Annotated in this window: 11 protein-coding genes; 7 read left to right on the plus strand and 4 right to left on the minus strand. The window is 59.3% G+C overall.

Features of this window, described 5'->3' with window-relative positions:
* Window positions 1-195 precede the first annotated feature (195 nt).
* The gene (locus tag F0169_RS12685; protein ID WP_152746715.1) at window positions 196-1584 is read right to left on the minus strand and encodes a class II fumarate hydratase; all 1389 of its coding nucleotides are present in this window, start codon (window positions 1582-1584) and stop codon (window positions 196-198) included.
* A 194-nt stretch (window positions 1585-1778) separates the two neighbouring features.
* Here F0169_RS12685 and F0169_RS12690 point away from each other — a divergent pair, with 194 nt between their 5' ends.
* From F0169_RS12690 to F0169_RS12700, 3 genes are all read left to right on the plus strand, one after another.
* On the plus strand, window positions 1779-2297 hold the full coding sequence (locus F0169_RS12690; protein ID WP_003236690.1) for a DUF2059 domain-containing protein: 519 nt from the start codon (window positions 1779-1781) through the stop codon (window positions 2295-2297).
* Between the two features lie 6 nt (window positions 2298-2303).
* Window positions 2304-2597: a BolA family protein gene (locus F0169_RS12695; protein WP_152746716.1), complete on the plus strand. Its 294-nt coding sequence runs from the start codon at window positions 2304-2306 to the stop codon at window positions 2595-2597.
* Between the two features lie 136 nt (window positions 2598-2733).
* Entirely contained in the window at window positions 2734-5727 is a 2994-nt protein-coding gene (locus F0169_RS12700) for an RHS repeat-associated core domain-containing protein (protein WP_152746717.1), read from the plus strand.
* A gap of 54 nt (window positions 5728-5781) precedes the next feature.
* On the opposite strand, the gene F0169_RS12705 is transcribed toward F0169_RS12700, so the two are convergent.
* The 3 genes from F0169_RS12705 to F0169_RS12715 are packed head-to-tail and all read right to left on the minus strand — an operon-like array spanning window position 5782 to window position 18013.
* Window positions 5782-10365, minus strand: a complete 4584-nt coding sequence (locus F0169_RS12705; RefSeq protein WP_152746718.1) for a SpvB/TcaC N-terminal domain-containing protein — start codon at window positions 10363-10365, stop codon at window positions 5782-5784.
* Window positions 10362-15176, minus strand: a complete 4815-nt coding sequence (locus F0169_RS12710) for a Tc toxin subunit A-related protein (RefSeq protein WP_152746719.1) — start codon at window positions 15174-15176, stop codon at window positions 10362-10364. Before F0169_RS12710 ends, F0169_RS12705 begins: the two co-directional genes overlap by 4 nt.
* A 44-nt stretch (window positions 15177-15220) precedes the next feature.
* Window positions 15221-18013, minus strand: a complete 2793-nt coding sequence (locus tag F0169_RS12715; protein ID WP_241679115.1) for a Tc toxin subunit A — start codon at window positions 18011-18013, stop codon at window positions 15221-15223.
* Between the two features lie 235 nt (window positions 18014-18248).
* On the opposite strand from F0169_RS12715, the gene trhO reads away from it, so the two are divergent.
* The 4 genes from trhO to F0169_RS12735 all read left to right on the plus strand — a co-directional run bounded on the left by trhO (window position 18249) and on the right by F0169_RS12735 (window position 24325).
* Window positions 18249-19190 (plus strand): oxygen-dependent tRNA uridine(34) hydroxylase TrhO, encoded by a 942-nt coding sequence (gene trhO / locus F0169_RS12720; protein WP_152746721.1) that lies wholly within the window; start codon window positions 18249-18251, stop codon window positions 19188-19190.
* 3 nt (window positions 19191-19193) lie between these two features.
* Window positions 19194-19829 carry a DsbA family protein gene (locus F0169_RS12725; RefSeq protein WP_152746722.1) on the plus strand — a complete coding sequence of 212 codons (636 nt, stop codon included), beginning with the start codon at window positions 19194-19196 and terminating at the stop codon, window positions 19827-19829.
* 7 nt (window positions 19830-19836) lie between these two features.
* Window positions 19837-21654: an ATP-binding cassette domain-containing protein gene (locus F0169_RS12730; RefSeq protein ID WP_122250626.1), complete on the plus strand. Its 1818-nt coding sequence runs from the start codon at window positions 19837-19839 to the stop codon at window positions 21652-21654.
* 196 nt (window positions 21655-21850) lie between these two features.
* The gene (locus F0169_RS12735) at window positions 21851-24325 is read left to right on the plus strand and encodes an EAL domain-containing protein (RefSeq protein WP_152746723.1); all 2475 of its coding nucleotides are present in this window, start codon (window positions 21851-21853) and stop codon (window positions 24323-24325) included.
* Window positions 24326-24346 lie beyond the last annotated feature (21 nt).

Raw genomic sequence — 24346 nt, forward strand, 5'->3', positions numbered from 1 at the left:
TACATGAGTTGACTGACCCACAGCCATCGGGAGCAAGCCCCCTCCCACAGTTTGAATGCATTCTGTTTGGGGGATTGGGCCGGCTTCCGGGCCTTTCAAAAGTGACCCGCTGTAAGAGCGGAACCCATACCAGTTATCACCCAAACAACGGATATGCACTCAAAACCCAAGTCACAAACCTAAACGGCTATACGCTTAGTGCCCCGCTTCGAGCATGTTTTCCGGGCGTACCCACTGGTCGAACTCGGCGTCGGTGAGGTAACCCAGCGCCAGCGCCGCCTCGCGCAGTGTCAGCCCTTCGGCGTACGCCTTCTTGGCGATCTGCGCCGACTTGTCGTAGCCGATGTGCGGGTTAAGCGCCGTCACCAGCATCAGCCCGCGCTCGAGGTGTTCGGCCATCTGCTCGGCATCCGGCTCAAGACCGGCAACGCAGTGTTCCTGGAAGTTGTTGCAACCGTCGGCGAGCAGGCGGATCGACTCAAGCAGGTTGTGGATGATCACCGGCTTGTACACGTTCAACTGCAAGTGCCCCTGGCTGGCGGCAATGCCGATGGTCACGTCATTGCCCAGCACCTGGCACGCCAGCATCGACAGCGCTTCGCACTGGGTAGGGTTGACCTTGCCCGGCATGATCGAGCTGCCCGGTTCGTTGGCCGGCAACTTGACTTCGGCCAGCCCGGCGCGCGGGCCGGAGCCCAGCAGGCGCAGGTCGTTGGCGATTTTCATCAGCGCCACGGCCAGGGTTTTCAGCGCGCCGTGCAGGGTCACCAATGGCTCATGGCCTGAGAGCGCGGCAAATTTGTTCGGTGCAGTCACGAACGGCAACCCCGACAACGCCGCCAGCTCGGCGGCAATCGCTTCGCCAAAGCCGTGCGGTGAATTCAGCCCGGTGCCGACGGCGGTACCGCCCTGGGCCAGTTCGCAGACTGCAGGCAGGGCGCTGCGAATCGCGCGTTCGGCGTAATCCAGCTGGGCGATAAACGCCGAGACTTCCTGGCCAAACGTGATCGGTGTGGCGTCCATCATGTGCGTGCGACCGGTTTTCACCAGTTTCATGTGCCGCGCCGAGAGTTCTGCCAGGCCGCCCGACAAGTGGTTGATAGCGGGCAGCAGTTGCTTGGTCACCGCCTGCACGGCTGCGATGCTCATGGCGGTAGGGAAGCAGTCATTCGAGCTTTGCGAGCGGTTGACGTGATCATTCGGGTGCACCGGGCTCTTGCCGCCACGCGGTTTGCCCGACAGCTCGTTGGCGCGGCCGGCGATCACTTCATTGGCGTTCATGTTGCTTTGTGTACCGCTGCCGGTTTGCCACACCACCAGTGGGAACTGGTCGTCATGCGAGCCTGCGAGCACCTCGTCGGCGGCCTGTTCAATGAGGCGGGCAATATCGGCGGGCAAGTCGCCGTTGCGGTCGTTGACCCGGGCCGCGGCCTTTTTGATCAGAGCCAGCGCGTGCAGTACCGCCAGGGGCATGCGCTGCTCACCGATGGCAAAGTTGACCAGCGATCTTTGGGTCTGCGCACCCCAGTAAGCGTCATCCGGGACGTGAACTTCCCCCAGGCTGTCGGTTTCGATACGGCTCATCGGGCATACTCCTTCAAGTTCGTTTGCGCAGTTTAGGCCGTGATGGGCCTATGGGGTTCCATAAAAGACTTTTCATCGCATTGAACCCCCGTAAAACCTGGCCGAAGTACGGGTGGGGTTGAGCCGTGGAGTTTTTTAGGCGCAGAATAGCCGCCCTTGGGGGTAAGACCTCGCCTGCTAGAAAAGGAAACTCGATGACTCGTCTTCGTGCCATCTGTACCGCGGTTGCTCTGGTTTGCGCCAGCGGCCAAGTCTTTGCCGATACCGCCAGCCACAACGCCAGTGCCGAAGCTTTCCTGACGCTGGCGCACGCTGACAAGCTGGGCACTCCGGTGTACATGCAAGTGCAGCAAATGTTCGCCCAGCGTTTCGAACAGACCAAGGCGCCTGCCGCCAAGCAGTCGGTATTGGACAGCTACCAGGCCAAGGCCAACGCCGCGCTGGACCAGGCCATTGGCTGGCCCAAGCTGAAACCGGACATGGTCAAGCTTTACACCACCAACTTCAGCGAATCCGAGCTCAAGGACCTGGTAGCGTTCTACCAGTCGCCACTGGGCAAGAAAGTCCTGGAAAAAATGCCGCAGCTGACCCAGCAGTCGGCCCAAATGACCCAAGCCAAGCTGGAAAGCGCCGTGCCGGTGGTGAACAAGCTGTTGGAAGACATGACCAACGAGCTGACGCCTAAAGCCGCTGCACCGGCCAAGAAGAAGTAAGCAGCAATGACCATGCAACAGCGTATCGAAACGGCACTTGCCGCCCTGAGCCCGCAACACTTGAGCGTGTTGGATGAAAGCCACCTGCACAGCCGTGGGTTGCAAACTCACTTCAAGGCCGTGCTGGTCAGCCAGCAGTTCGAGGGGCTTAACCGGGTCAAGCGCCATCAGACCGTCTACGCCACCCTGGGTGACCTGATGAGCGAGTTTCATGCGCTCGCGCTGCATACCTATTCGCCTGAAGAATGGGCGAAAATCGACGCAGCCCCGGCCTCGCCGACCTGCGCCGGCGGGCACTGAGCGCAGCCTCGACCCGCGCGAGCGGGTCGAGGCGATGTGCGTACGCAGATACACAAAACATCCTCCTGCACCACCCGCACCCATCCCCTCTCACTAGCCTTCCAGGACTACTTACTCAAAATAAGGTCTTGAGGGCATGTCTAATTTGATCCATCGAAACACGCCGTCTCTGGCAGCGTTCGACCCGCGTGGGTTGATCGTGCGTAACGTCGACTATCACCGCTCGACCGCACAGGTTGAAGCGCAAGCACGTATTCAACGACAGGTGTTAAGCATTACGGGTTTGCTGATTGAACAGTGGGACTCGCGCTTGTTTCAATTGTCGCGCTCGCAGCCCGACATTCAGGCCAATCAACGCACGGTCTACAGTCTGGGTGGGCAAGCATTGCGCACTGACAGCGTGGATGCTGGCTGGCGCATCACGTTGCCGGGGGCGGCCGGGCAGTTGCTCGAAGAATGGGATGCGCGCGGCGCCCACCAGGTGCATCACTACGATCAATACGTTCGCCCGGTTGCGGTGTTTGAACACATGGCCGGTGACGCGCAAGCGCTGTGTGTCGAACGCCTTGCCTATGCTGAACAGTCGGATGAAGAGGCTGCACGTAATCGCTGTGGCCAAGTGCTGCGTCATGATGACGGGGGCGGTTCGTTGTTCCATGAGTTTTACGGGTTGCGCGCAGAAGTTATTCAGCAGACCCGGCAATTTCGGCAGGCGTCGGCAGCCCTTGATTGGCCGCAGCCCGATGCACAACGCGACCTGCGCCTGGCGCCCGAGCGCTTCCAGACAACGGTTGGGTTCAACGCGCTGGGTGAACGCCTGCATCACATGGATGCCAAGGGCAATCGTTTCGAGTACGCCTACGGTGTTGACGGCCAACCGGCGAGCATTTTTCTGTTGCCCAAGGGCGGCAAGCGCACGCAGTTGATGGGCGAGCGTGGTTACAACGCGGCGGGCAAGGTCATCTCCGAGCGCGCCGGCAATCGCGTGCTGCGTACGATGCACTACCGTCAGTTCGATGGTCGCTTGCGCCAGATGACGGCCCATCCGCCAGGGCCGGTGGCGGTGGGTAACGCACTGCAAGACCTGACCTACGACTATGACTGCGTGGGTAACGTGGTGCGTATCGACGACCGTGCGCAGCCGACGCAATGGTCGAGTAACACCTTGGTCAATTCGGCCAGCCTTTATGATTACGATACGTTATCGCAACTGACCAAGGCCACCGGGCGCGAAACCGTCGGCAGCCATGGCGGCCCGGGTTTACCGGCCAGCGTGACGTTCGGCTCGACTGACGACAGCGTATGGCGCCGCTACACCCAGCGGTTCAGCTATGACGAGGCGGGCAATTTGCTGACATTGCAGCATGTGCCCAGCAGCGGCACCGGCTTCACTCGCGAGCTTCGCGTAGCTGCCGGCAGCAATCATTTTTCGCCGCACTCCGAAGGCGGCGCAGCGCCGGGCCTGGGCCGGGGCTTTGACCTCAGCGGCAACCTGCAAGGGCTGGAGGGCACGCCCGGCATGGGCTGGGATGTGCGCAATCAACTGGTGCGCATGACGCAAGTGGCACGCGAGGGCGGTGACGATGATGAAGAATGTTACGCATACGATGCGACGGGGCAGCGCCTCCTCAAGCGACGGGTAACGCACGCCAAGGGCGTGATGCATACGGCCGAGGTGCGCTATTTGCCTGGATTGGAGATTCGCCATGACAGCGCAACGGGTGAGCAGTTGAATGTACTCAACCTGAATCTGGGCACCACCACTGTGCGGGTACTGCTCTGGGATCGCCATCCTTCGGGCGTTAGCCAGGAGGTGCAGATACGTTTCGGTTTGTCCGACCACTTGGGCAGCAGCGGCCTGGAACTCGGTGAGCAGGCGCAATTGCTCAGCCAGGAAAGCTATTACCCCTATGGCGGCACGGCGTGGCGGGCGGCTAAAAATGCCAGCGAGGCGAGTTACAGGTTTATTCGCTACTCGGGCAAGGAGCGCGATGCCAGTGGGCTTTATTACTACGGGTTCAGGTATTACGCGCCGTGGTTGTGCCGTTGGGTCAGCCCGGACCCGACCGGCGATGCTGATGGCTTGAATCTGTACGCCATGGTCGGCGGTAATCCCATCACCGAGATTGATCAGCAAGGGTTGACGGGCATCCCGGCGCTTGAATCGGGTGAGGGTCAAAAAAACCAGCTGTCGTTGGCCAGGCGCGGGATAGCCAGTATGGGACGTATTTTGCGACCGCGGATAAACGAAGCCGCTTCGGCGGCCATTCGTGATGGTTTAGCAACCTACATCGCCAACACCATCGCGACAGGCATCGATCTGGCGGTGTTCAGCAATGTCGAACCCACGCCGCAACGCAACCAGATTCTGCGCTATACCGTCGCGGGGCTGGATGCGCTGTCCGTGGCACACATGAGCTCAGGGATCGCCGGTAACTGGACGCGTTTTGCGCCACAAATCGGCCTTATTTCGGCAGGCATCGCAGGTATCGGGTACGCCGCGCATGCCGACGCGCTGGGTTCGCAAGCCGGTGAAGGCTGGGACCCTGTGGCGACCGTGCGGTTGAGCGGGCATATACGCTCGCTGAGCCGGGAGTTGGTGCGGCAGGTCATCCGCGGGCACGGCACCGGCGTATCCTGGGGCAGCACGCCAATGAGGGCCAGGGTTGGGCGCACCGCCGCATCGACGGCGACCTATGCGGTCGCAACCATTGCCAATGCGATGTATGGCGCGGATGTGCCCGCGCTGATCAGCCCCAATGTGATGCCCGCAGTGGAAGCCTACGACGCCGCAATGGGCACCCTGATTCGCGCCGGGCACGAGACGGCCACCCGTGACCCGCATGGCCAAACCCTGCAGCTTCCAGACCCCGTGGCGACGATGCACGGTGGGCTAAGCAGAATGTTCAATCAGGTCTGGGCCTACTGGGCATCCACCGGCGTTGAGGCCTTGACCGTCGCGATAACCGGCTTGCCCGTGGCTGCGCAAGGCCGTGGGACTCGCATGCTGGTGATGGCTGCCCGTGGCGTTATATCAGCGCTGACCCAATGGCGGGGCTTTTTAGTCGAGGTGGCCACGCGCGGGTATGCCTCCCTCGGTGCACGTTGGCGCCGAAACGCAGGCGCCTGACGGGAGGGAGAATGGGCCAGCGCCACGGCCCATTCCTCTATCGACGCACTCGGGTCACGGGGTTTTCAACTGCTTTGATGCCTGCATTTCTTCATCGGTATCGTTTTCGTCCTCATTCACGCTGTACCACGCCCAATGGGTGGTACGCCGCATGAACCCGCCTGCGGTCAATGTCTGGGTGGGGCGCCCCAGTGGGTCGTAGAATTGCTGGTCACTGTGAGCCAACTCGCGCATCGATTGATCATTGATGTAGCCATGCTTGTTGGCGAAGTAAGGGCGATAGATACGAATGGCCAAGCCTTTGTTGTTGTGTTCGACACGTTCACTGATGCGCCAGCGCGGGTCGGCATGCACTTGGCGTAGCTGTTTGTGCAAGGCGCCGGGCGCAGTACCCGGCAGGTCGTCGACCAACAGGTCGCCCTTTTCGTCGACGGCATTGGCCGTACCAGGCTCGGTTTTTTGTTGGCTCTGCAAGACCCGGCTAAAGCCATCCCAATAGCTCAAGCTCAGCCGAATCTGTTGGGCGGGATCGTCCGGGTAGCAATCGGCTTGCAGCATGAGCCCATGTACCGGTGTTCGTCCGGCTGCGTCGATCAATGCCTTGAGTTGTTTGTCACTCTCGTTGAGCGCTTGGCGACTGCCACCCAGGCGCAGGCGCGCGCTCATTCGAATATGCCCGCTGGGCAACACATACGCCTTGGCAAGCCACTCTGGCTTGACCAGGGCCAAATCGACGCTGCCCATCCAGCTAAACGGAGCGTAACAGTGCGCGCTGGCCACTTTCTGCAAGACGGCTTTCGGGTTTTCAATGGCAAACGCGGGCGTCACATCCTTGGGTGGGTTGTAGTCTTTCAACGCCGAAAACCCCAGCGCAAGGCCGTGTTCATGGCCGTAAAAGGTGCTGGCGAGTACCTGCCCAAAACCGTCATAGAGTGCCTCTTGAATGGTGCCGTTGGGGTCGACAATTTTTTTCGGCAGCAGCGATTGATAGTCGTATTCGGCTTTGGTCAAACCGCCGTCCGGCGTTTTCACCCGAATGATTTGCAGCGCGTAGGCGTCGTACGCCAGCGTTGTTTCGCCGTGGGCCTCGGTCGCGCGCAGCGCCCTTAAACGATAAAACCGGGTTGCCTTGGCATAGCGCGGGAAGTGCCGGCGGATCGACCACAAGCGATGGTCTGCAGGCGGCACCTCGCCGTCGAAAAGAAAAAACAGCAGCATGGTGCGGTAGCCGCTGTCCGTGAGCTTTTGCACCAGCCCTGCCGGAGGCTGGTTGGGCAAAGTCGGCAGGTCTTTGTAGACATCCAGGGCTTTGCCGTCCAGCTCTGCGGTTTCAAGGTAATCAGTCAATGCCTGAGCCGTCGCGACGCCCGGTTCCAAGGCCTTGCCATGGCCACCGGCTTGCCGATAGTGCTGCACCGACAAACCACTCAGTTCGCGCTTGGCACTGCTCGCCAACGGCCCGTTACGGTTATCGATGAACCGTTCATAGGCGATGTGCTCAAGGTTTAATCCATCGGCTGCGGGTGCCTTGGGCAACACCAGGGCATTGTGTCGTTGCCGGTAGGGCAAGGCCAGGCAGCGCAGTTGTGGCTCGTCCAGATGAATATGTTGCGCCAGGGTTTCGCGCAGGTAATAGGACTGTTGCGCGCTGTCATGCGTATCGCGCCACCAGCGTTGGTGATGTTCATCAGCCAGCACCGCAGGCGGCGAGTCGTCGGCGCTTGTACGGCGGGCATAATCAATCGTGACGCCATGCACCAGGCAGCCATAGGCATCTCTTCGCAGGTGGATATGGTGGCGGCAGACGGGATCGTCTTCCACGCCTTCGTATTGATAGCTGATGGACTCCAGCGCTAATGGCAGCAGCCGGGCGTAGCGCGTGTGGGCGCTGGGCGGTGCCAGTTCGCGCAGCAGATAACGGTGTTGGGTGACCGAGTAGGGCACTGCGCCCTGCGCCGGGTCCGCCGCCATCACCTCTACGCGCAGAACCGCCCCGCTGAGTGCATGTGCCGCTTCGCGCAACAGCGACGGCGCAGGCTCGCTGATCAAGTCGTCGTGATGGTCAAGCGGCCGCACCTGCCCCGTGGCCCGGTACCGGCTTAACAGCGTTGGGCCGATGGCCTTGGCCTTGACGTCGTGAGCGCTATGGCCGAGGGCGGCCATATCAACCGACTGGCCGGTATGAAACCACGTCTTGGTGCGCACGGGAGCGCTGAAACCTTGAGTGTTTTCGTTGTTTTTGTGGCTGTCGGTGTCGGTCTGCAACAACAGCCCGAAGCCGCGAAATTCGCGGTCGGCCCGGTCGTAATAAGCCTGCCTGTAGCTCAAGCGCTGGGTGAGTTGGTTGCCGGTTATTTCATCCTGCCGGGTGTGTTGGCTGACCAGGCACAGCGCGAAGGGTAACTGGCAAATGGCAGGCTCGCTGTTGGCGTGCCGTTCACGTTTTTCATCCAACCACTCTTGGGCGCTGCTGCGATACACGATGGATGCGCGTGTGCCCATGTTGTTATAGGTGCGCATGAGCCGCCAGGGCTTCTGGGTGAAAAAGTCGTAGCGCCAGTGGATGGGCGTCTGGTGGGCGGCGCTGAAGATCAGGCTCGGGCAGCCCAGGCCGATCAGATCGACCAGGCTGACCTGGCAGCGGTCGTCATATTGCACGCCGTCTGGCCACGGCACTTTGATTGCCTTTGCCGCAAAGCCGTTGCCGCCTTTATTGAGGAAGACACTCAGGTGATCGGCGCTCAAATACAGCAAGTCGGTAGCGCCGCTGCCATTGAGGTCGACCAGCCGCACATTCGTTGCGCGGAATGTTTGATAAGGCAATGCCAGCGTGGCGAACACAAACCCTTGGGCGAAACGTCCTCGACCCAGGTTCGGCCAACATTTCACTTCGTTATGGCGGATACGCACCAAGTGCTGTTGGCCCGTGGCGAGCACATCGCTGAAGGCCACCAGCTCGTTAGGCGAGGCGGAAATGATCGGTAGGCCGTCGTCGGCTGTATGCGGCACCTCGATGGCCGGCGCGAAGCCGGATTTTCGGCGATTGGCATACAGGCGCACGCTGCGCGGGCCAATCATGGCAAAGTCGTGGGCACCCGAGCCCATCAGGTCGGCCAGCGCTCCCTGGGCATGGAAGAACTCCGACGGAAACGCATCGAAGGGTGTGAAGGCTGACCAATTGCGCTGCTCGTCCAGGCTGAAAAAGCCGCTCATGCCCGGTTGTGCAACCAGCCAGTCCAACCGACCGTCGCCATTGATATCGGCCAGCGCTTGGTGGATGGGCCGTGTACTGTCGGCTACCGGGATTCGCGTCAACGCTTGCGCCGCACCGAAGATCACCTCGTCGCCGGTCTCGGTGTGCTGCGGCCTTAGCGGCTCGCGGTAATACCAACTTTTGTCAGTGCGATACAACACACCCGGTATGCCCTCGCCATACAGGTCGACCAGTTGATACCGATCGCCGTCATTGAGCGCGGGCAACGAGCTGAAGGCCTGATAGCGGCGCGGGTCCGACTTGAGCTGGCCCGATTGATAGAGGCACTCCAGCGGCGGGCGGCTCACGCTATTGCCGGCGCTGTCGAAGGCCTGCTCATGCGCCGCACTCAACAGGCTGACATGCGCGTGGGTGCTGTACTCCAGCAGCAAGCGCTTGACCAGCATTGGCTCGGTGCCCATGTGCGTTTCTTTGGGGAAGTGGTGATACAGCAGAATCTGGTTGCACAGGCGCAGCGTGCGTAACTCAAAGCCGAAGGCAAAGTCCGAGCAAGCGTCGCCGCGTGCCGGCCATGCACGGGCTGGCTGATAAGTCGGTCGCTGATCCGGTTCCAGGGCGCGTTCGCCATAATCAAAGAGCAATTGAAAGTGCCAGCCCACCGTCGGTTTATCCTCGGTCTGCCACAGGTAAAGCTGTTCCTGTTCCCTGGCGGTGAAGTTGCCGTAGCAGACGCTTTCCAGGTAGTGCTGGGCGCGGCAGTCGCGTGGGTAACGCGATTGATCGGTTTCTTTTTTGTAGTGGTAGTAAATGTGCTCGCCGTGGGCGTTCAGGCTTTCCTGCAATAACCATTGCGCCACATGGTGCGGGTGGTCGGGATCGGCAATGCGCGCCAACGCGTTTTTGCCGTAGAAATGTTGGCTGCCATCAGCACGTTGTATCAGCCAAAAGCCAGCTTGGTCGGTTTCCGATCGCCAGTGTTCCATACGGTCGAAGCGGCTCTCGACCCTGGGGAAGTACCGGGTGACCACGTAGGTGGTGCTCAGCGCCAAGCCATTGAACGAGGCGGCGCGGTGGCTGATGATCGCGCCCTCGGCGTTGCGTTCGGGTAAGGCTATTTGCGCGTCGGGGCCTAACAGCACATCGTCGATCGTGTAGCCAGGCACGCCCAGGGACGTACGCCGGCTGACGGCGCCGATCGGCAGCGTCCAACCCAGCCCGAACGGGCCGTTGCCGGCGGTGCTGTGGTATGTCAGCGCCATGGCTGGCGCATAGCCGCGCGCCGCCGACACCGGCAAGGCAATTTCAAAGGTTGCCGTACCGCTGGCGCCGACCGGGCCCCAGCCCTTGCCGGTGCCTTGGATGGCACCGCCACCTGTGGGCAGCGCCGGGCTATTGATCTGCAGGTTCAGGTTGTCGTCGCTCATGCGTTGCCCCCGCTGGCAGCCGTCGCCCTGGCGGTGTAACGCAGGTGAATGACAATATCGTTGATCGTTTCGAGTATGGCTTTTTGCTGAGGCGGATTGGGGAACTCCAGCGTCCAATCGGAGATGGCCCCGGTGTATTCAAAGGGCAAGTAGCGATCATTGCTGTCGAACGTGAGCCTGAACAGGCCGTTGTCATCAAGGCCGGTGGAGAGGGCGATTTGCTGATGCACGCGCATGTCGGCACGCCGCTGGCCTGTGGGCAATACGATTTCGTTGCGGGTCTGGGTCAATATCGCTTTGATGTCTTGGTAAGGCCCCAGCGTTGCGGGCAACGATACGCTGATGCCTTTGATCCGCCGCAGGCTGTGGCCGGGGTAATCATCTTCAAACAGCGCTTCGGTGAGTTTGAAGCACAGCCTGCCTTGGCTGACCAGTTGTTGTTTATGTGAAGCCCAGGGGTCATCAGTGCTTGTAAGGTGAGTGGCTTGAGCGGTGTTGGCGTGGGGCGTGGCGACCACACAATCGATGAGGTGATGACGCAACGAGATAGTTTTGACGATCTCCAGATCCCGCACGTTATTGTTCAAGTAGGCGGTGTTCATGCTCAACAGCGATAGCTTCAGGGCCTCACCCGCCAGGTAACCACGGTAATTGTTGTTCCAGGCGCTGGGCTGGATAAACGTGCGTGCATAGTCCGCAACCTCGTACTGCCAGCACGCTTGCGCGGTTCGGCACAGCGAAAGGCTAAGGTCATAGACTTGGTAGTAGAACTTGCTGAGTTGAACATTCAGCCAGTCATACAACTGTGCCTTGGAAAAGCGCCGGGCGAGTAATTGATAGTTCGACCAGGCGTGTGTCAGGGCAGTTTCGGCCAGGCGCAACTGCAGGCGCGTGGCTTTTTCCTGTTCGGCGCAGGTGTGTAGCTGAGCATCCACCTGCGCCAGTTCAAGTTGGGCTTGCTCCTGAGCATAGGCCCACTCCTGTGCCCGGCGGCGGAATTGTTCGGTACGGTCAAGGTCCGCAGCCGTGCCGCGCAGCGCCGTCGCAACGCCTTGGGCCAGGGCTTGAACGGCATAGAACGGGCCTTCCCAGCGCGAGCCGCCGACACTGGTACCGAAAATGTTCGGCGCCATCATCGCGATGCCGGCCCCTGCGCCGGCGGCTGAACCTGCGGTATCGAATCCGGTACTGGTCAAGTAGAGCAGGCCGGCATGCGCTTCCGAGGGGCTGATACCTTCTTTGAGTTGATGTTCGTAGTAGCGCAGCCGGGCCTCAATTATGTGCCGACTGGTGTTGAGCGCCTGGCGGTTTTTCTGATCGATCAACAACGCTTGGGTTTGTTGAGTGACGACGATATTGGCCAGGTCCCACGCTTGTTGTTGCTGTAGCTCCAGGTATTCAGACTGCTCCTTGCGTTCAATCAGGGTCAGCAGCGTATGGCCGAATTGAATCAATGCTTCGGTCGCCGTGAGCGCATGGCCCAGCATGATCTGGAACCGATAATGGCCGACCTGTGTGTCCGCAAGCGCAGCGGCACGCGCGTTGTCGAAACCGCCTTTGCCCTGGCCGGCCACCAGGCTGCGGGGTGACAACGAGGCCGCGTACAGCGGCAAGTGCAAGGGTTTACCGGTAATGTCGAGATTATTCCGCAGGTTATGCAGGCGGCTTTCGAGCGTATCCCAGCGAGCCACCAGCTCACTGTTAAAGGGTAGGCACAGCGAGTCGGTCAGCGTCAGCGACGCCGCTGTGGCGCCTTCAACCGGGCGCGTGATCTCGATGCTCGGGGCTTGCTGCTCAAGTGCCGTCAGGGCTGGCGAGCCAGACGTTGCGAGGGCGGCGAGGGTGATTTTCGACCACGGTTCAAGACGGGTGATGCTGGGGCGTGTGCCGAGGAACTGATGCGCTCGCGTGTACCAGAGTTTGGCGTGCGTCAGGCTGTCCGGGGTGAGCTGGCGATAGGCTGCGTCGCCGCGATTGAGCAGAATATCGAGGTAAAACAGGTAGATCGCTTTGCGAAAATGCACCGGCGCACGAACCGCCAGTGCGTGAGGGTCGTGGGTGGCATGGCCCGGGGCCTGATCTTCTCGCAGCAGTTCGCTGAAGCCCCAAAAGGCCGGGCGGTCAATGGAACCCTCGGCTGCCCGCGCAGGGTCGAATAGGTAGCGGAGCCAGGTGTGTGCTTCGTCATACTGCTGTTCCTGGTTAAGGCGATGGGCGATCAGCCAGGGCACATACAGGAACAGCTCCCAGAAATACTTGCCGTTAGCGCCTTTGAAGTCGATATCTTGCGCTGTACCACCCGGCGCAAGTGGAGGCTCCTGCCAGGTTTTCGGGGTTAACGAAAACAGGTGTTCGAGGCTGATGTTGGCTGCCTGAATCAGCTTGCCGGCAAAGCAGGTGTTCATACGCAGGGTGGTCGGCAGGCCGGCAGGCAGCGTGTCTTTGCTGTTTGAAAAATCAATGAATTCGGCGCTGCCGAGGGTTTCCGATGCATAGCGTTTGATGGTCGGCGCGAGTTGCTGGCTAAGCGGCGCGTCAGACACGGGCGCGGCCAGTTTCAAGGTGGCGGCTTTTAGTGCGTAGCCGAGAATTTTCGGGCCGTCGGCGCTGGGCTCAAGTGTCACCACCCCATGGATCAGGGTAATGCCGGACGCCGCCTGCGCGCGTGTTATTGAAATACGCGTGGTGGCCCGATGCCCGGCAGGCAGTTCGGGCGTGGAGCCGGCGAGGCTTTCGTGAGACGTGTGCTGAAAGTTGATGATTTTATGTGAATTGGCGTTGATGGTTTCGGTGAAGGGGTAGTCTTGAAAGTTTGCACTCATGATGATGTGTTTGTAGGCGCGCAACGTCGAGGTGGCCACGTCGGTGTTGTTGATCAGCAGCACATTTTGGGAGTGCAACTGGTTCAGTTTTTCAGGCAGGTGGTAATGGCCGTAACGGTTAAGCGTGATGTGAAAGTGTTTGTGCGTGTACAGATTTACGAAAGCGTTCTTGTCGATAAATTTGCCTTCCAGCGAAAGGGTAGTGTCGCCGACTTGCTCGGGTGTAGAGGTAAACAGTGACCCATCTTCGTCGTGTACAGCGTTGGGGTATTCTTCATGCGTGGTCGCGTTTTTAAAATAGAGTGCATAAAAATCAGAGGTTAATACTTCTACCGTGCCGGTGATTTTAGAACCCTTGCTCAGTTTGAGTTGAGTCGTGTTGGGGTCGTCCAATGCCGCATCGGTCATCAGTGTGATGGTGATAGGCGTCGTGCGCCTTGCGCTCAAGGTGACGGTGTACGGGTGTTGAAAGCGCTCTTTGAGAATCGAAGAAAATATAATCTCGTCGGTATTAGCGTCAAAAGCGACGGCGCTCTGCTCGGTGTCTTTTATGTTCAGTTGGTGTTTTTCAAAGTCCCAATCGTTTTTGTCCGCGAACGGCGTTTGCACGGTGACCGAAATCGAATGTTTGGAGGCCGGCGTTACCTTGAACTGCAGGTTGCCCTGGTTTTTGTGCGCAAAGAAGGTGAGGTATTGCCTGGCGTTGTCAGGTAGCAATTCGCTGTAATAGCCGTTAGTGCTTTGGAGTACCGCGCGCACCCTGGTTTTCTGCGAGGGGTCGAAGGGTTCCAGCAGCCGGTTTATTTCTTCGTCCACGTCTGAGCCCGGCAGCACGCTATAACGCTCGGGGCTGCCGCCATCGGCGAGCGTGGTGATGTTGAAGGACTGGTCGATTTGCACGGACTGGAAAAACTTGCCAATAAAGTTCTCCTGCTGTTTAGGGTCTTTACGTGCGGTTGCAAGGACACTTAAAAACAGCACGGGCGGGCCGCTGGCATCGACGATCGCCACCGTTTGCGTGATCGTTTTCAGAAAGTCCGTGGTCGATGCGTTGACGTCTTCGGTGGCGCAGTATTGTTCAATACACGCCTGCGGTACGCTCCAACTGCCATCGTGTTTTTTATAAGAGAAGTTAAGCCGAAACTTGACGTAGTGGTTGTCTATCCATGCGGTGAGCTGTGCTTTTTCTCCCGCATTCGATTGGTCGGCTTTGAAGGCGCTGGTGGGGGTGGGTTTGATGCATTCGGCCCAGATGAAAAAGATTCGATTATTAAAAAACACCGGGCGGATACTCTGCTCGGCAGTGGCGTCGGAGACCGATAAGTTCACCCGCTCCCAATCAGACCAGGCACCTTGGGCAAGCCCCGCGCCGGAACGCTTGGACAGGTCGAGGGAGCGCCAGTAATAGGTATGCTCGGAGCTTGATTTGCCGACAAAGTAATAGGTGCCGCTACACAGCTCGCTTGAACCTGCGTCGATGTACCCGTTGATCGTGCGTATGTTGGCGGTTTCTTCGAACCTGGCAAGGTAACGGTTAACTGCGGTGGTCACGGTGTCCCGTTGAATTCGATATTGGCTAAGGTCGTTTTCCAAGTGTTGAAAACTCGCCGTCTTGTCACGCCGTAACGTCGGGTCCAGATAGTTGGCGGGGTGGTAGCGCAGCTGTTGGTTGGCATTCCACAGTGGGTAGGTGTGCAAGCGTTCGCGCCAGGTCTGGTGCTGTTGCGCAGTCATCGCATGCGTTTCATAGCCGGGTTCGAGGCCCAGTTGAATGCGCGTGATGTATTGCTGCAGGCTGGAAATCGCACAGGCTACCGGGCTGGTCGGCACGGCTTGGCTGACCTGCACGTCGAGTAGCCAGTACTCGTAGAGAGCGTCGGCGTTGGTGATTTTACTTTTTAACGCGTCAGGCACTTTGTGGGTCAGGTAATACGCGAGCATCGCATCGCGCAGGCTTTCATTGAGGTGTTGATTGAGCAAGTGAGACATGATCAGTCCTTGAACAGGTCGAAAAAAAGTGGGGTATTAGTCAGTTACTGTTGGGCGCTCGTTAGCGCCTCGCCCACGGCCTTCCATTCGGCAAACGTCGAGTCGGTTTTAAGCTGGCTGGCTTGAATCAGCATGCGGGTCGACAGGCCGGTGTCGGCGCTTGCCTGGCGGCAGCGCAGCACCCAGTCCAGGCGGTCCATGGAGGTAATGCGCGGCGGTGTCAGTTGGCTGCTTAAACTGTCGATTTCACTGGCACTCCAGCCTAAAAGTTGTGCCAGTCGCGCGTTTTTTTCTTCAGGGGGGGGCTGCACAGCGCTGTTGTGTAAGGCATGGGCATGTTCGAAGTAGGCGAGAAGCTGTTCTTCGGTGGTGCCACAGCGATTGATGCACTGTTTGAATTGCTGCATGAGGTAGAGAGTGCGCGGGGTCAGTTCAAGCAACGAAGAGGCCGCGTACTCACTCTCAAGCCAGTGCGGATTGAGCAGAAATTGATGCAGTGCATGTGGGCTGAGCGGAAGTTGCAGAATGTCGGCGGCGTTAGGTAACAGCAGTATCAAGTAGCCGATGGTGTGTAGCGGCGGGGCAGTGGGCGCGTGTAAACGCAGGAACTGGTTGGCATGATCATATTTGACATAGCCGCTGGTATCGCTTGGCGTATGGGCCGTGGCTTGAATGATTGCTTTCAGGCGTAAATGAAGGCGCCAGAGCTCGTCACGCACCTCGCTCAACAGGGGCAGGAGGATGAGCCTGGCTTGCTCGATCAAAAATGCATTACGAACAGCGTCAACGCTTATTTTAAGCGGCGTTAGAACATCATTCAGCGCAGCTTCCACGCTCGCGACAGCGCGAATCCTTTGCAGTACCTGCTGGCCGATGGACGCCCAATCAATCGCGGGCAGGTGATTTTTTTCGTCGTCTCTTTCATCAGCGTTTTGTTGAGGCAGGGTCAGACGCTTCAACTTTTGGGCGAGAGACGCCTGGTCGTAGGCGGCGAACGCGTTGACCAGCTGCTTAATGGCAGGGTCTTGGGCCAATGGGTGCAGCGATCGTTGAGGGTTTAACAGTGACAGGCTGTTCCCGCTTTGCTTGAGCCAGCGGCTGGCCCAGTCCAGGTGCATGAGCATATCGAGGAAGTCAGTCGCGCCTTTCGGCTTGCGGCGTAATGTCGGATTACGCAGTTGCGTTGCGAGGGTCGCCTGCCCGAGCATTTGTAGCCATTGCTGGCAGTCCAGGACCGACAGGCCAAACAGGCGGGCAATGTGTGCTTGCCGATAAATCGCGCTGACGGTCTCGATCGTACGTGTGGCAGGCACATCGGGGCTGATCAGTAGCTGCAGCGACGCCTGGGTGTCCTGCAGGCCCAACCCCGCGCAGAGTTGTTGCCGAGTAGTCGCGTCGAATGCACCGCCGTCCAGATACAGCGGTGGCAGAGCAGAGCCTGCGCGATTGAATACCTGATCAAACAAGGGCAGGCGCTCGCCTGAGGCATGCACGGGCAACTGATGGAGCCAGGCGGCAAACTCCTCGGCCTGCAGCCCGTAGTGCTTGCTTAGATAGCAAAAAACGCCCAGCGCCCTCAGGGTGTTATGGCTGATCAGCAGCGAAGGGTTACTGCTGCCCTCGCAGCGCATGGCGCTGGTTATCAGGCTGTCCAGTTGCGCGAACGGCAGGCCGAGCCAGCGCTGCAGGCGAATCATGCGTTGCAACCTGTCGAAGCGCTCAAGGTTAACGTTGACCAGTTGGGCAGGCGCGCCGTTGTCCAGGCTGATAACGGGCGTGGTTGCGCCGTTGACGTAACACGCGCCGTACGTCAGCTGCGTGCTCTGCGGGCAGTAAGGTGATTTGCGCGGTGCGTGCGTCTGTTGTGCAAGCAGCGCCTGAAGTTGTTCGGCATCGAGTTGTGTCAGGCGCAGAAAGTCGCTGATCTTCTCGGGACCTTTTGGCGTCTCTCGCCACTGGTAATAGTCACGAAAAAAAGTGTGCGCGCCGTCTGCGGCGACCAGGCTATTTTTCAGCAGTGTTTGTTGTTCAGGGCTCAACCCGGATAACAAGCATTGGGCCTCGTTATTCTGAGTGATGACCTGCCCGTAAGCGCCGGCTTTTGCTGCCAGCGGCAGCTCGCGACTGATGCGATAGTTCAACTCGCCCAACGCCGGCGTGTCGCCTGCCAGGCTCAGTCGGCATTGCTGATGGTGAAAGTGGTAGGGCAGAGAAAATGGATACCAGGTCTTGCTCAGTAACGTGTAGGCATCCTTGTCGTCAGCGCCGGTTATATTTTTTAGCAAGGTCTGGTTGATGATCGACAACATGGGCACCTGACCCGACACGCTGTGTTGGTCGATCACCAGCGCGTGCAGGTCCGCGCGTCGATCGTTCAACGTGACGGCGTTTGACCCTTGGGCGTTGTGTTCCAGTTGCATGGCGAACAGGTAGAGCGCCCGCAAGTACGCCGCTGGCGAATCGACTGCGGCGATGGAGGTGCTGGAGCAGAACTGTTGCCAGTTCTCGTTGAACAAGGCTTGGTAGGTCGCTCCGGTTTCGGCGGCAACCTTGCGTTTATTGCGCAGGGCAGTGGCGTCTGACGCGACTTGTTGTTGGCGAAATAATGTCTCCAGTTGCGCGGCGGCACTCTGGGCCTTGAGGTACACCGGGTGGGCATCGTCGTCATTGCAGGTTGCCAATCGCTTGGCGAACTCGCGCTCGGACACGCGCACGATGTCGAACACCGAGTTGATATTGAGGCGCTGCAGAGCGGTCTTGAAATCGTCCCGGCCATGCGCAGGCGGGCGGGCGTGGTCAATCAGTTGAGCAAGCAAGGGGCTGGTGTCGGCTTCCATATCCATAGGTTCCTTCAATCCCTCCGGCAGATCCGGAGGGGCAGGAAACGCTATCACGCGGGCTGTCGCGGCCTGCGTCAGGCGGTGCTGCGATAGCACTAGGGAAATATCAGCGCGTCAGAGTCGATGCCATACCGAGGCAGGTTTTGCTAGAATCCGCCCGCGCCTTACCACGTTGGCGTTTTTTGATATCCGGTTCACCCTTTACGAGGGTAGCCACCTGGAGAGAACACCCATGACTCAACCGATTGTCGTGGCGGCACTGTATAAGTTCGTCACCCTCGAAGATTACGTCGCCCTGCGCGAGCCACTGCTGCAGGCGATGGTCGACAACGGCATCAAAGGCACCTTGCTGATCGCCGAAGAAGGCATCAACGGCACCGTTTCCGGCAGCCGCGAAGGCATTGATGGCCTGATGGCCTGGCTGAAGAACGACCCGCGCATGGTCGACATCGACCACAAAGAATCCTACTGCGACGACCAGCCGTTCTACCGCACCAAGGTCAAACTGAAAAAAGAGATCGTGACCCTGGGCGTTGAAGGCGTCGACCCGAACAAAAAAGTTGGCACCTACGTCAACCCGCAGGACTGGAACGCGCTGATCAGCGACCCGGAAGTGCTGTTGATTGATACGCGCAACGACTACGAAGTGTCGATCGGCACCTTCGAAGGCGCGATTGACCCGAAAACTACTAGCTTTCGCGAATTTCCCGACTATATCAAAGCCAACTTCGACCCGGCCAAGCACAAGAAAGTCGCCATGTTCTGCACGGGCGGTATTCGTTGCGAAAAGGCCTCAAGCTACATGCTCAGCGAAGGCTTTGACGAGGTTTACCACCTCAAGGGCGGTATCTTGAAGTACCTCGAAGAGGTGCCGCAGGCGGAGACTAAATGGCAGGGCGACTGCTTTGTGTTCGACAACCGCGTGACCGTGCGTCACGACCTGAGCGAAGGCGACTACGATCAATGCCATGCCTGCCGCACACCGGTGAGCGTAGAAGACCGCGTGTCCGAGCACTATGTGGCCGGCATCAGTTGCCCGCATTGCTGGGATAAGCTGCCGGAGAAGACCCGTCGCAGCGCAATCGACCGGCAAAAGCAGATTGAACTGGCCAAGGCCCGCAATATGCCGCACCCGATTGGCTTCAACTACAAGCAAACCCCTTCCGAGGCCTGACCCATGCCCGCGCGCCTGCTCTATGTAATGGACCCGATGTGTTCCTGGTGCTGGGGCTTTGCGCCCGTTGCCAAAGCCTTGGTTGAGCAGGCTCAGGCCGCCGGCGTCGAACTGCACCTGGTGGTGGGCGGCTTGCGCACCGGCAGCGGCGCGGCATTGGAACCCACCACCCGGCGTTACATCCTCGAACACTGGCAGGCGGTAACGGATGCCACCGGTCAGTCGTTTACGTTTGAGGGGGCGTTGCCCGAAGGTTTTGTCTACGACACGGAGCCGGCCTGCCGCGCCATCGTCACTGCGCGCAGCCTGGCACCGGATTGCGCCTGGACGCTGCTGGGGCTGATCCAGCATGCGTTTTATGTAGAGGGGCGCGATGTGACCCTCGCCAGTGTGCTGGTGGAACTGGCGGAGGAGGCGGGCATACCGCGTATCGAGTTTGCCGGCGCCTTCGACCGCGCAGAGCAACACGCCGCGACGGGTGCTGATTTCACCTGGGTGAAGGATTTGGGCATCGACGGTTTCCCGACGTTGCTCGCCGAGCGTAATGGCCAGATGGCCTTGTTGACCAACGGTTACCAGCCACTCTCCGAGTTGTCGCCATTGCTCGCCCGTTGGTTGGAGCGAGCCGCCTGTGTATGAAAAACCTGTGCATGACCAGCCGGACGGTGGCGAGCCGCCCCAGCGCACTGATCGCCTGACCTGGGCAGAAATTCGCCGCCTCGCCCTGCGCCACAAGAAATCCCTGTGGATCGCCAATGGCGTCGCCGTGCTGGCGACCCTGTGCAGCGTGCCCATCCCTTTGCTGTTGCCGTTACTGGTCGACGAAGTGTTGCTGGGCCAGGGCGATGCGGCGCTCAAGGTGATGAACCACGCGCTGCCCTTGGGCTGGCAGAAGGCGGCCGGTTATATCGGCCTGATGCTGTTGGTGACCTTGACGCTGCGCTCTGGTGCGCTGGTGTTCGGCGTGGTGCAGTCGCGCTTGTTTGCGCGGCTGGCCAAAGACATCGTGTATCGCATCCGCGTGCGGCTGATCGAACGGCTCAAGCGCATTTCCCTGAGTGAATACGAAAGCCTCGGCAGCGGCACGGTGACCACGCATCTGGTGACCGACCTGGACACGCTGGACAAGTTTGTCGGCGAAACCCTCAGCCGTTTCCTCGTGGCCATGCTGACCCTGGTTGGCACCTCGGCGATTCTGGTGTGGATGCATTGGCAACTGGCGTTGCTGATTTTGTTGTTCAACCCGCTAGTGATCTACGCCACCGTGCAGTTGGGCAAGCGCGTCAAACACCTGAAGAAGCTGGAGAACGACAGCACCTCGCGCTTCACGCAGGCGCTGACCGAAACCCTCGACGCTATCCAGGAAGTGCGCGCCGGCAACCGTCAGGGCTTTTTCCTCGGCCGCCTTGGCCAGCGTGCCAAGGAAGTGCGTGACTACGCGATTCACTCGCAGTGGAAAACCGACGCCTCCAGCCGCGCCAGTGGCTTGCTGTTCCAGTTCGGCATCGACATCTTTCGCGCAGCGGCGATGCTCACCGTATTGTTTTCCGACCTGTCGATCGGCCAGATGCTCGCGGTATTCAGCTATTTATGGTTCATGATCGGCCCGGTGGAGCAGTTGCTCAACCTGCAATACGCCTTCTACGCGGCGGGCGGGGCGCTGACGCGGATCAACGAACTGCTGGCGCGTGCCGACGAGCCGCAATACGCAGGCGGCGAAGACCCGTTCACCGGGCGTGAGACCGTCGGCATTGAGGTGCGTGGCGTTGATTTCGGCTATGGCGACGACCGCGTGCTCGATCAGTTGAACCTGACCATCGCGCCGGGTGAGAAGGTGGCGATTGTCGGCGCCAGCGGCGGCGGCAAAAGTACCCTGGTGCAATTGCTGTTGGGGCTCTACACGCCGCAGGCCGGCAGCATTCGCTTCGGCGGGGCGACCCAGCAAGAAATCGGGCTCGCGACCATTCGTGAAAACGTTGCTGTAGTACTGCAACATCCGGCGCTGTTCAACGATACGGTGCGCGCCAACCTGACCATGGGCCGCACACGTACCGACCAAGCGTGTTGGCAGGCACTGGAAATCGCCCAATTGGATGCTACCGTCAAGGCACTGCCCTTGGGTCTTGACAGTGTGGTGGGGCGCTCCGGTGTGCGTTTTTCCGGCGGGCAGCGCCAACGCCTGGCCATCGCCAGAATGGTGTTGGCCGAGCCTAAAGTGGTGATCCTGGATGAGGCCACCTCCGCCCTGGACGCTGCCACCGAGTACAACCTCCATCAAGCGCTGGCGCGGTTTCTCAGTGGGCGTACTACACTGATCATCGCCCACCGGCTTTCGGCGGTGAAACAGGCTGACCGTGTGCTGGTGTTTGATGGTGGGCATATCGCCGAGGATGGCGACCATCAGCAACTGATCGCCGATGGCGGCCTTTATGCAAAGCTGTACGGGCATTTACAGCAAGTTTGAACTGTTTAGTTTGAAACATGTTCTGTGCTTAGTACGAGGGCCCTCTGCAAAAACAGTGGCCCTGCTGAACTGTTTACGGCGCCCGCCTTGGATAGGCACGTCGTAGCTGATCGGATTGAACGACGTTAGCCAGAGCTGTGCTGTCAGGAGCGTTAACCACTCGCGTGTTTTTGGTAGTGCTTATGCAAGGGACCTCATGAAGCAAAAGCGCACTCTTGGAATGACGTTTAGTACCCCTCGGTTATTGGGCATCGTCTGGCCTTTTATCGCAGTGGTACTGCTTCAGGCGTTATTGGGCTGCGTGAGCCTTTACGTACTGTCGGCTGTACGCGGTTATGTGGCGGGTGAAAGTCTATGGTCCAAAGGCCAGAAAGATGCCATCTATTACCTGACCCTTTACGCCGACAAGCGCGACGAGGCGACCTTCCTCAAATACCAGCAAGCCATCGCCGTGCCCCAGGGCGGCCATGAACTGCGCGTCGCGCTGGACCGCCCCACGCCAGACCTCGCCGCTGCGCGCCAGGGCATTCTCAAAGGCGGCAACCACCCCGATGACGTGTCCAGCCTGATCTGGCTGTACCTCAATTTCCGGCATTTTACCTACCTGGAAAAAGCCATCGAATCGTGGACCGTGGGCGACGCTTACCTGGTGCAATTGGATGACTTGGCTCAGGCGATGCATCGGGCGATCAGCAGCGGTCAAGTCAACAGCCTGGATGTGAGTGAATGGAAGGCGCACATCATTGCGATCAACGACGGCGTCGCGCCAGCCGCCAAGGCCTTCAGCGATGCCCTGGGCGAAGGTTCGCGGGTCATCCTGCGGCTGTTGTTGATCACCAACCTTGCGACCGCCCTGTGCCTGATTGCCCTGGCGCTGTTGCGGACGCATAAATTGCTGACACAGCGCCACGCGTTCGCCGACGCGTTGCAGATGGAGCGCGAGCGTGCGCAGACTACCCTTGAGTCGATCGGCGACGGCGTGATCACCACCGATGTCGACGGCGCCATCGCCTACATGAACCCTGCGGCCGAGGCGCTGACCCACTGGAAAACCGCCCAGGCGCAGGGCTTGCCCCTGGCGGCATTATTCAAGCTGCTGGATGAAAATGCCGAGCCCGACGGGTTTGCCCTGATCGAGCACATTATCAAGGGCCGGCTCAGTGGCGGCAGCGAACACTCCAAACTGATCCAGCGTCTGGACGGCAGCACGGTGTCGGTCACCCTGGTGGGCGCGCCGATCATCAGTGCCGGCCGGGTCAGCGGCGCGGTGCTGGTGCTGCACGACATGACTCAGGAGCGACAGTACATCGCTAATTTGTCGTGGCAAGCGACCCACGACGCCCTGACGGGCCTGGCCAACCGCCGCGAATTCGAGTTCCGTCTCGAGCAGGTGCTGCAACAGGTGACGCGCCAGCCAAATGGACGGCATGCGCTGATGTTTCTCGACCTGGACCAGTTCAAGCTGGTCAACGACACCTGCGGCCATGCGGCGGGTGACGAGCTGTTACGGCATATTTGCGCACTGCTGCAATCAGACTTGCGCGAAGGTGACACCCTGGCGCGCCTGGGGGGCGACGAGTTCGGCATTCTGTTGGAGAACTGCCCGGCACTGGTCGCGGAGAAGATCGCCGAAAGCCTGCGGCACACCGTGCAAAGCCTGCATTTTGTGTGGAAGGGTCGCCCGTTCATGACCACTGTGAGTATTGGCCTGGTGCATATTTCGCACACCCCGACCACCTTGGAAACGTCGCTGCGGGCCGCCGATATGGCGTGCTATATGGCCAAGGAAAAGGGCCGCAACCGCGTGCAGGTGTATCACGACGATGACTCGGAGCTGTCCGTGCGTTTTGGCGAAATGGCCTGGGTGCAGCGTTTGCATATCGCCCTGGAGGAAAACCGCTTTTGCCTGTATGCGCAAGAAATCTCGGCGCTGGGCAACACCGACGCCGGTAACGGGCATGTCGAAATCCTGCTGCGGCTGCACGATGAGGCGGGTCGAATAATTCTTCCCAACAGTTTTATTCCTGCGGCTGAACGTTATGGGTTGATGACGTCCCTGGACCGCTGGGTAGTTGATAATGTATTCAAAATTATTGCCCGCTGTATACATGAGCGGCCAGACCGCCCCATGGCCATGTGTGCGATAAATCTGTCAGGCATTACTATCGGAGATGACGATTTTTTAGAGTTTTTACATGAGAAATTCGAGGCTTACAGCATACCTGCGGAAATGATTTGTTTTGAAATAACCGAGACCGTTGCTATTGCCAATTTGGGCAGTGCGATCAGGTTTATTAATGAACTCAAAGCGTTAGGCTGCCATTTCTCACTCGATGACTTCTGCGCCGGAATGTCCTCGTTCGCTTATCTCAAACATTTACCTGTAGACTTCTTGAAGATCGATGGAAGTTTCGTAAAGGATATGCTGGACGACCCGATTAACCGCGCTATGGTCGAAGTGATTAACCACATAGGTCACGTCATGGGTAAGCGCACAATTGCCGAGTTTGTTGAAACACCGCAAATCGAACAGGCACTGCTTGAGATCGGTGTGGATTACGCTCAAGGCTATCTGATTGAGCGCCCGCAATTGTTTACCTGTGACAGCTTGCAATGCCGACCCGCGCGGCCGCAGCCTTTGTTGTTCAAGGCGCCCGGCACGTTCCGCTGAAACATTTGCTGGTCTGTAAAA

The organism is Pseudomonas kitaguniensis (assembly GCF_009296165.1).
GTDB lineage: Bacteria > Pseudomonadota > Gammaproteobacteria > Pseudomonadales > Pseudomonadaceae > Aquipseudomonas > Aquipseudomonas kitaguniensis.

Bases quoted from the DNA above. Each gene is read 5' to 3' on its own strand.
- F0169_RS12690 (WP_003236690.1), top strand. From the start codon at position 1,779: ATGACTCGTCTTCGTGCCATCTGTACCGCGGTTGCTCTGGTTTGCGCC.
- F0169_RS12695 (WP_152746716.1), top strand. From the start codon at position 2,304: ATGACCATGCAACAGCGTATCGAAACGGCACTTGCCGCCCTGAGCCCG.
- F0169_RS12685 (WP_152746715.1), bottom strand. From the start codon at position 1,584: ATGAGCCGTATCGAAACCGACAGCCTGGGGGAAGTTCACGTCCCGGAT.
- F0169_RS12725 (WP_152746722.1), top strand. From the start codon at position 19,194: ATGCCCGCGCGCCTGCTCTATGTAATGGACCCGATGTGTTCCTGGTGC.
- F0169_RS12735 (WP_152746723.1), top strand. From the start codon at position 21,851: ATGAAGCAAAAGCGCACTCTTGGAATGACGTTTAGTACCCCTCGGTTA.
- F0169_RS12705 (WP_152746718.1), bottom strand. From the start codon at position 10,365: ATGAGCGACGACAACCTGAACCTGCAGATCAATAGCCCGGCGCTGCCC.
- trhO (WP_152746721.1), top strand. From the start codon at position 18,249: ATGACTCAACCGATTGTCGTGGCGGCACTGTATAAGTTCGTCACCCTC.
- F0169_RS12715 (WP_241679115.1), bottom strand. From the start codon at position 18,013: ATGGAAGCCGACACCAGCCCCTTGCTTGCTCAACTGATTGACCACGCC.
- F0169_RS12710 (WP_152746719.1), bottom strand. From the start codon at position 15,176: ATGTCTCACTTGCTCAATCAACACCTCAATGAAAGCCTGCGCGATGCG.
- F0169_RS12700 (WP_152746717.1), top strand. From the start codon at position 2,734: ATGTCTAATTTGATCCATCGAAACACGCCGTCTCTGGCAGCGTTCGAC.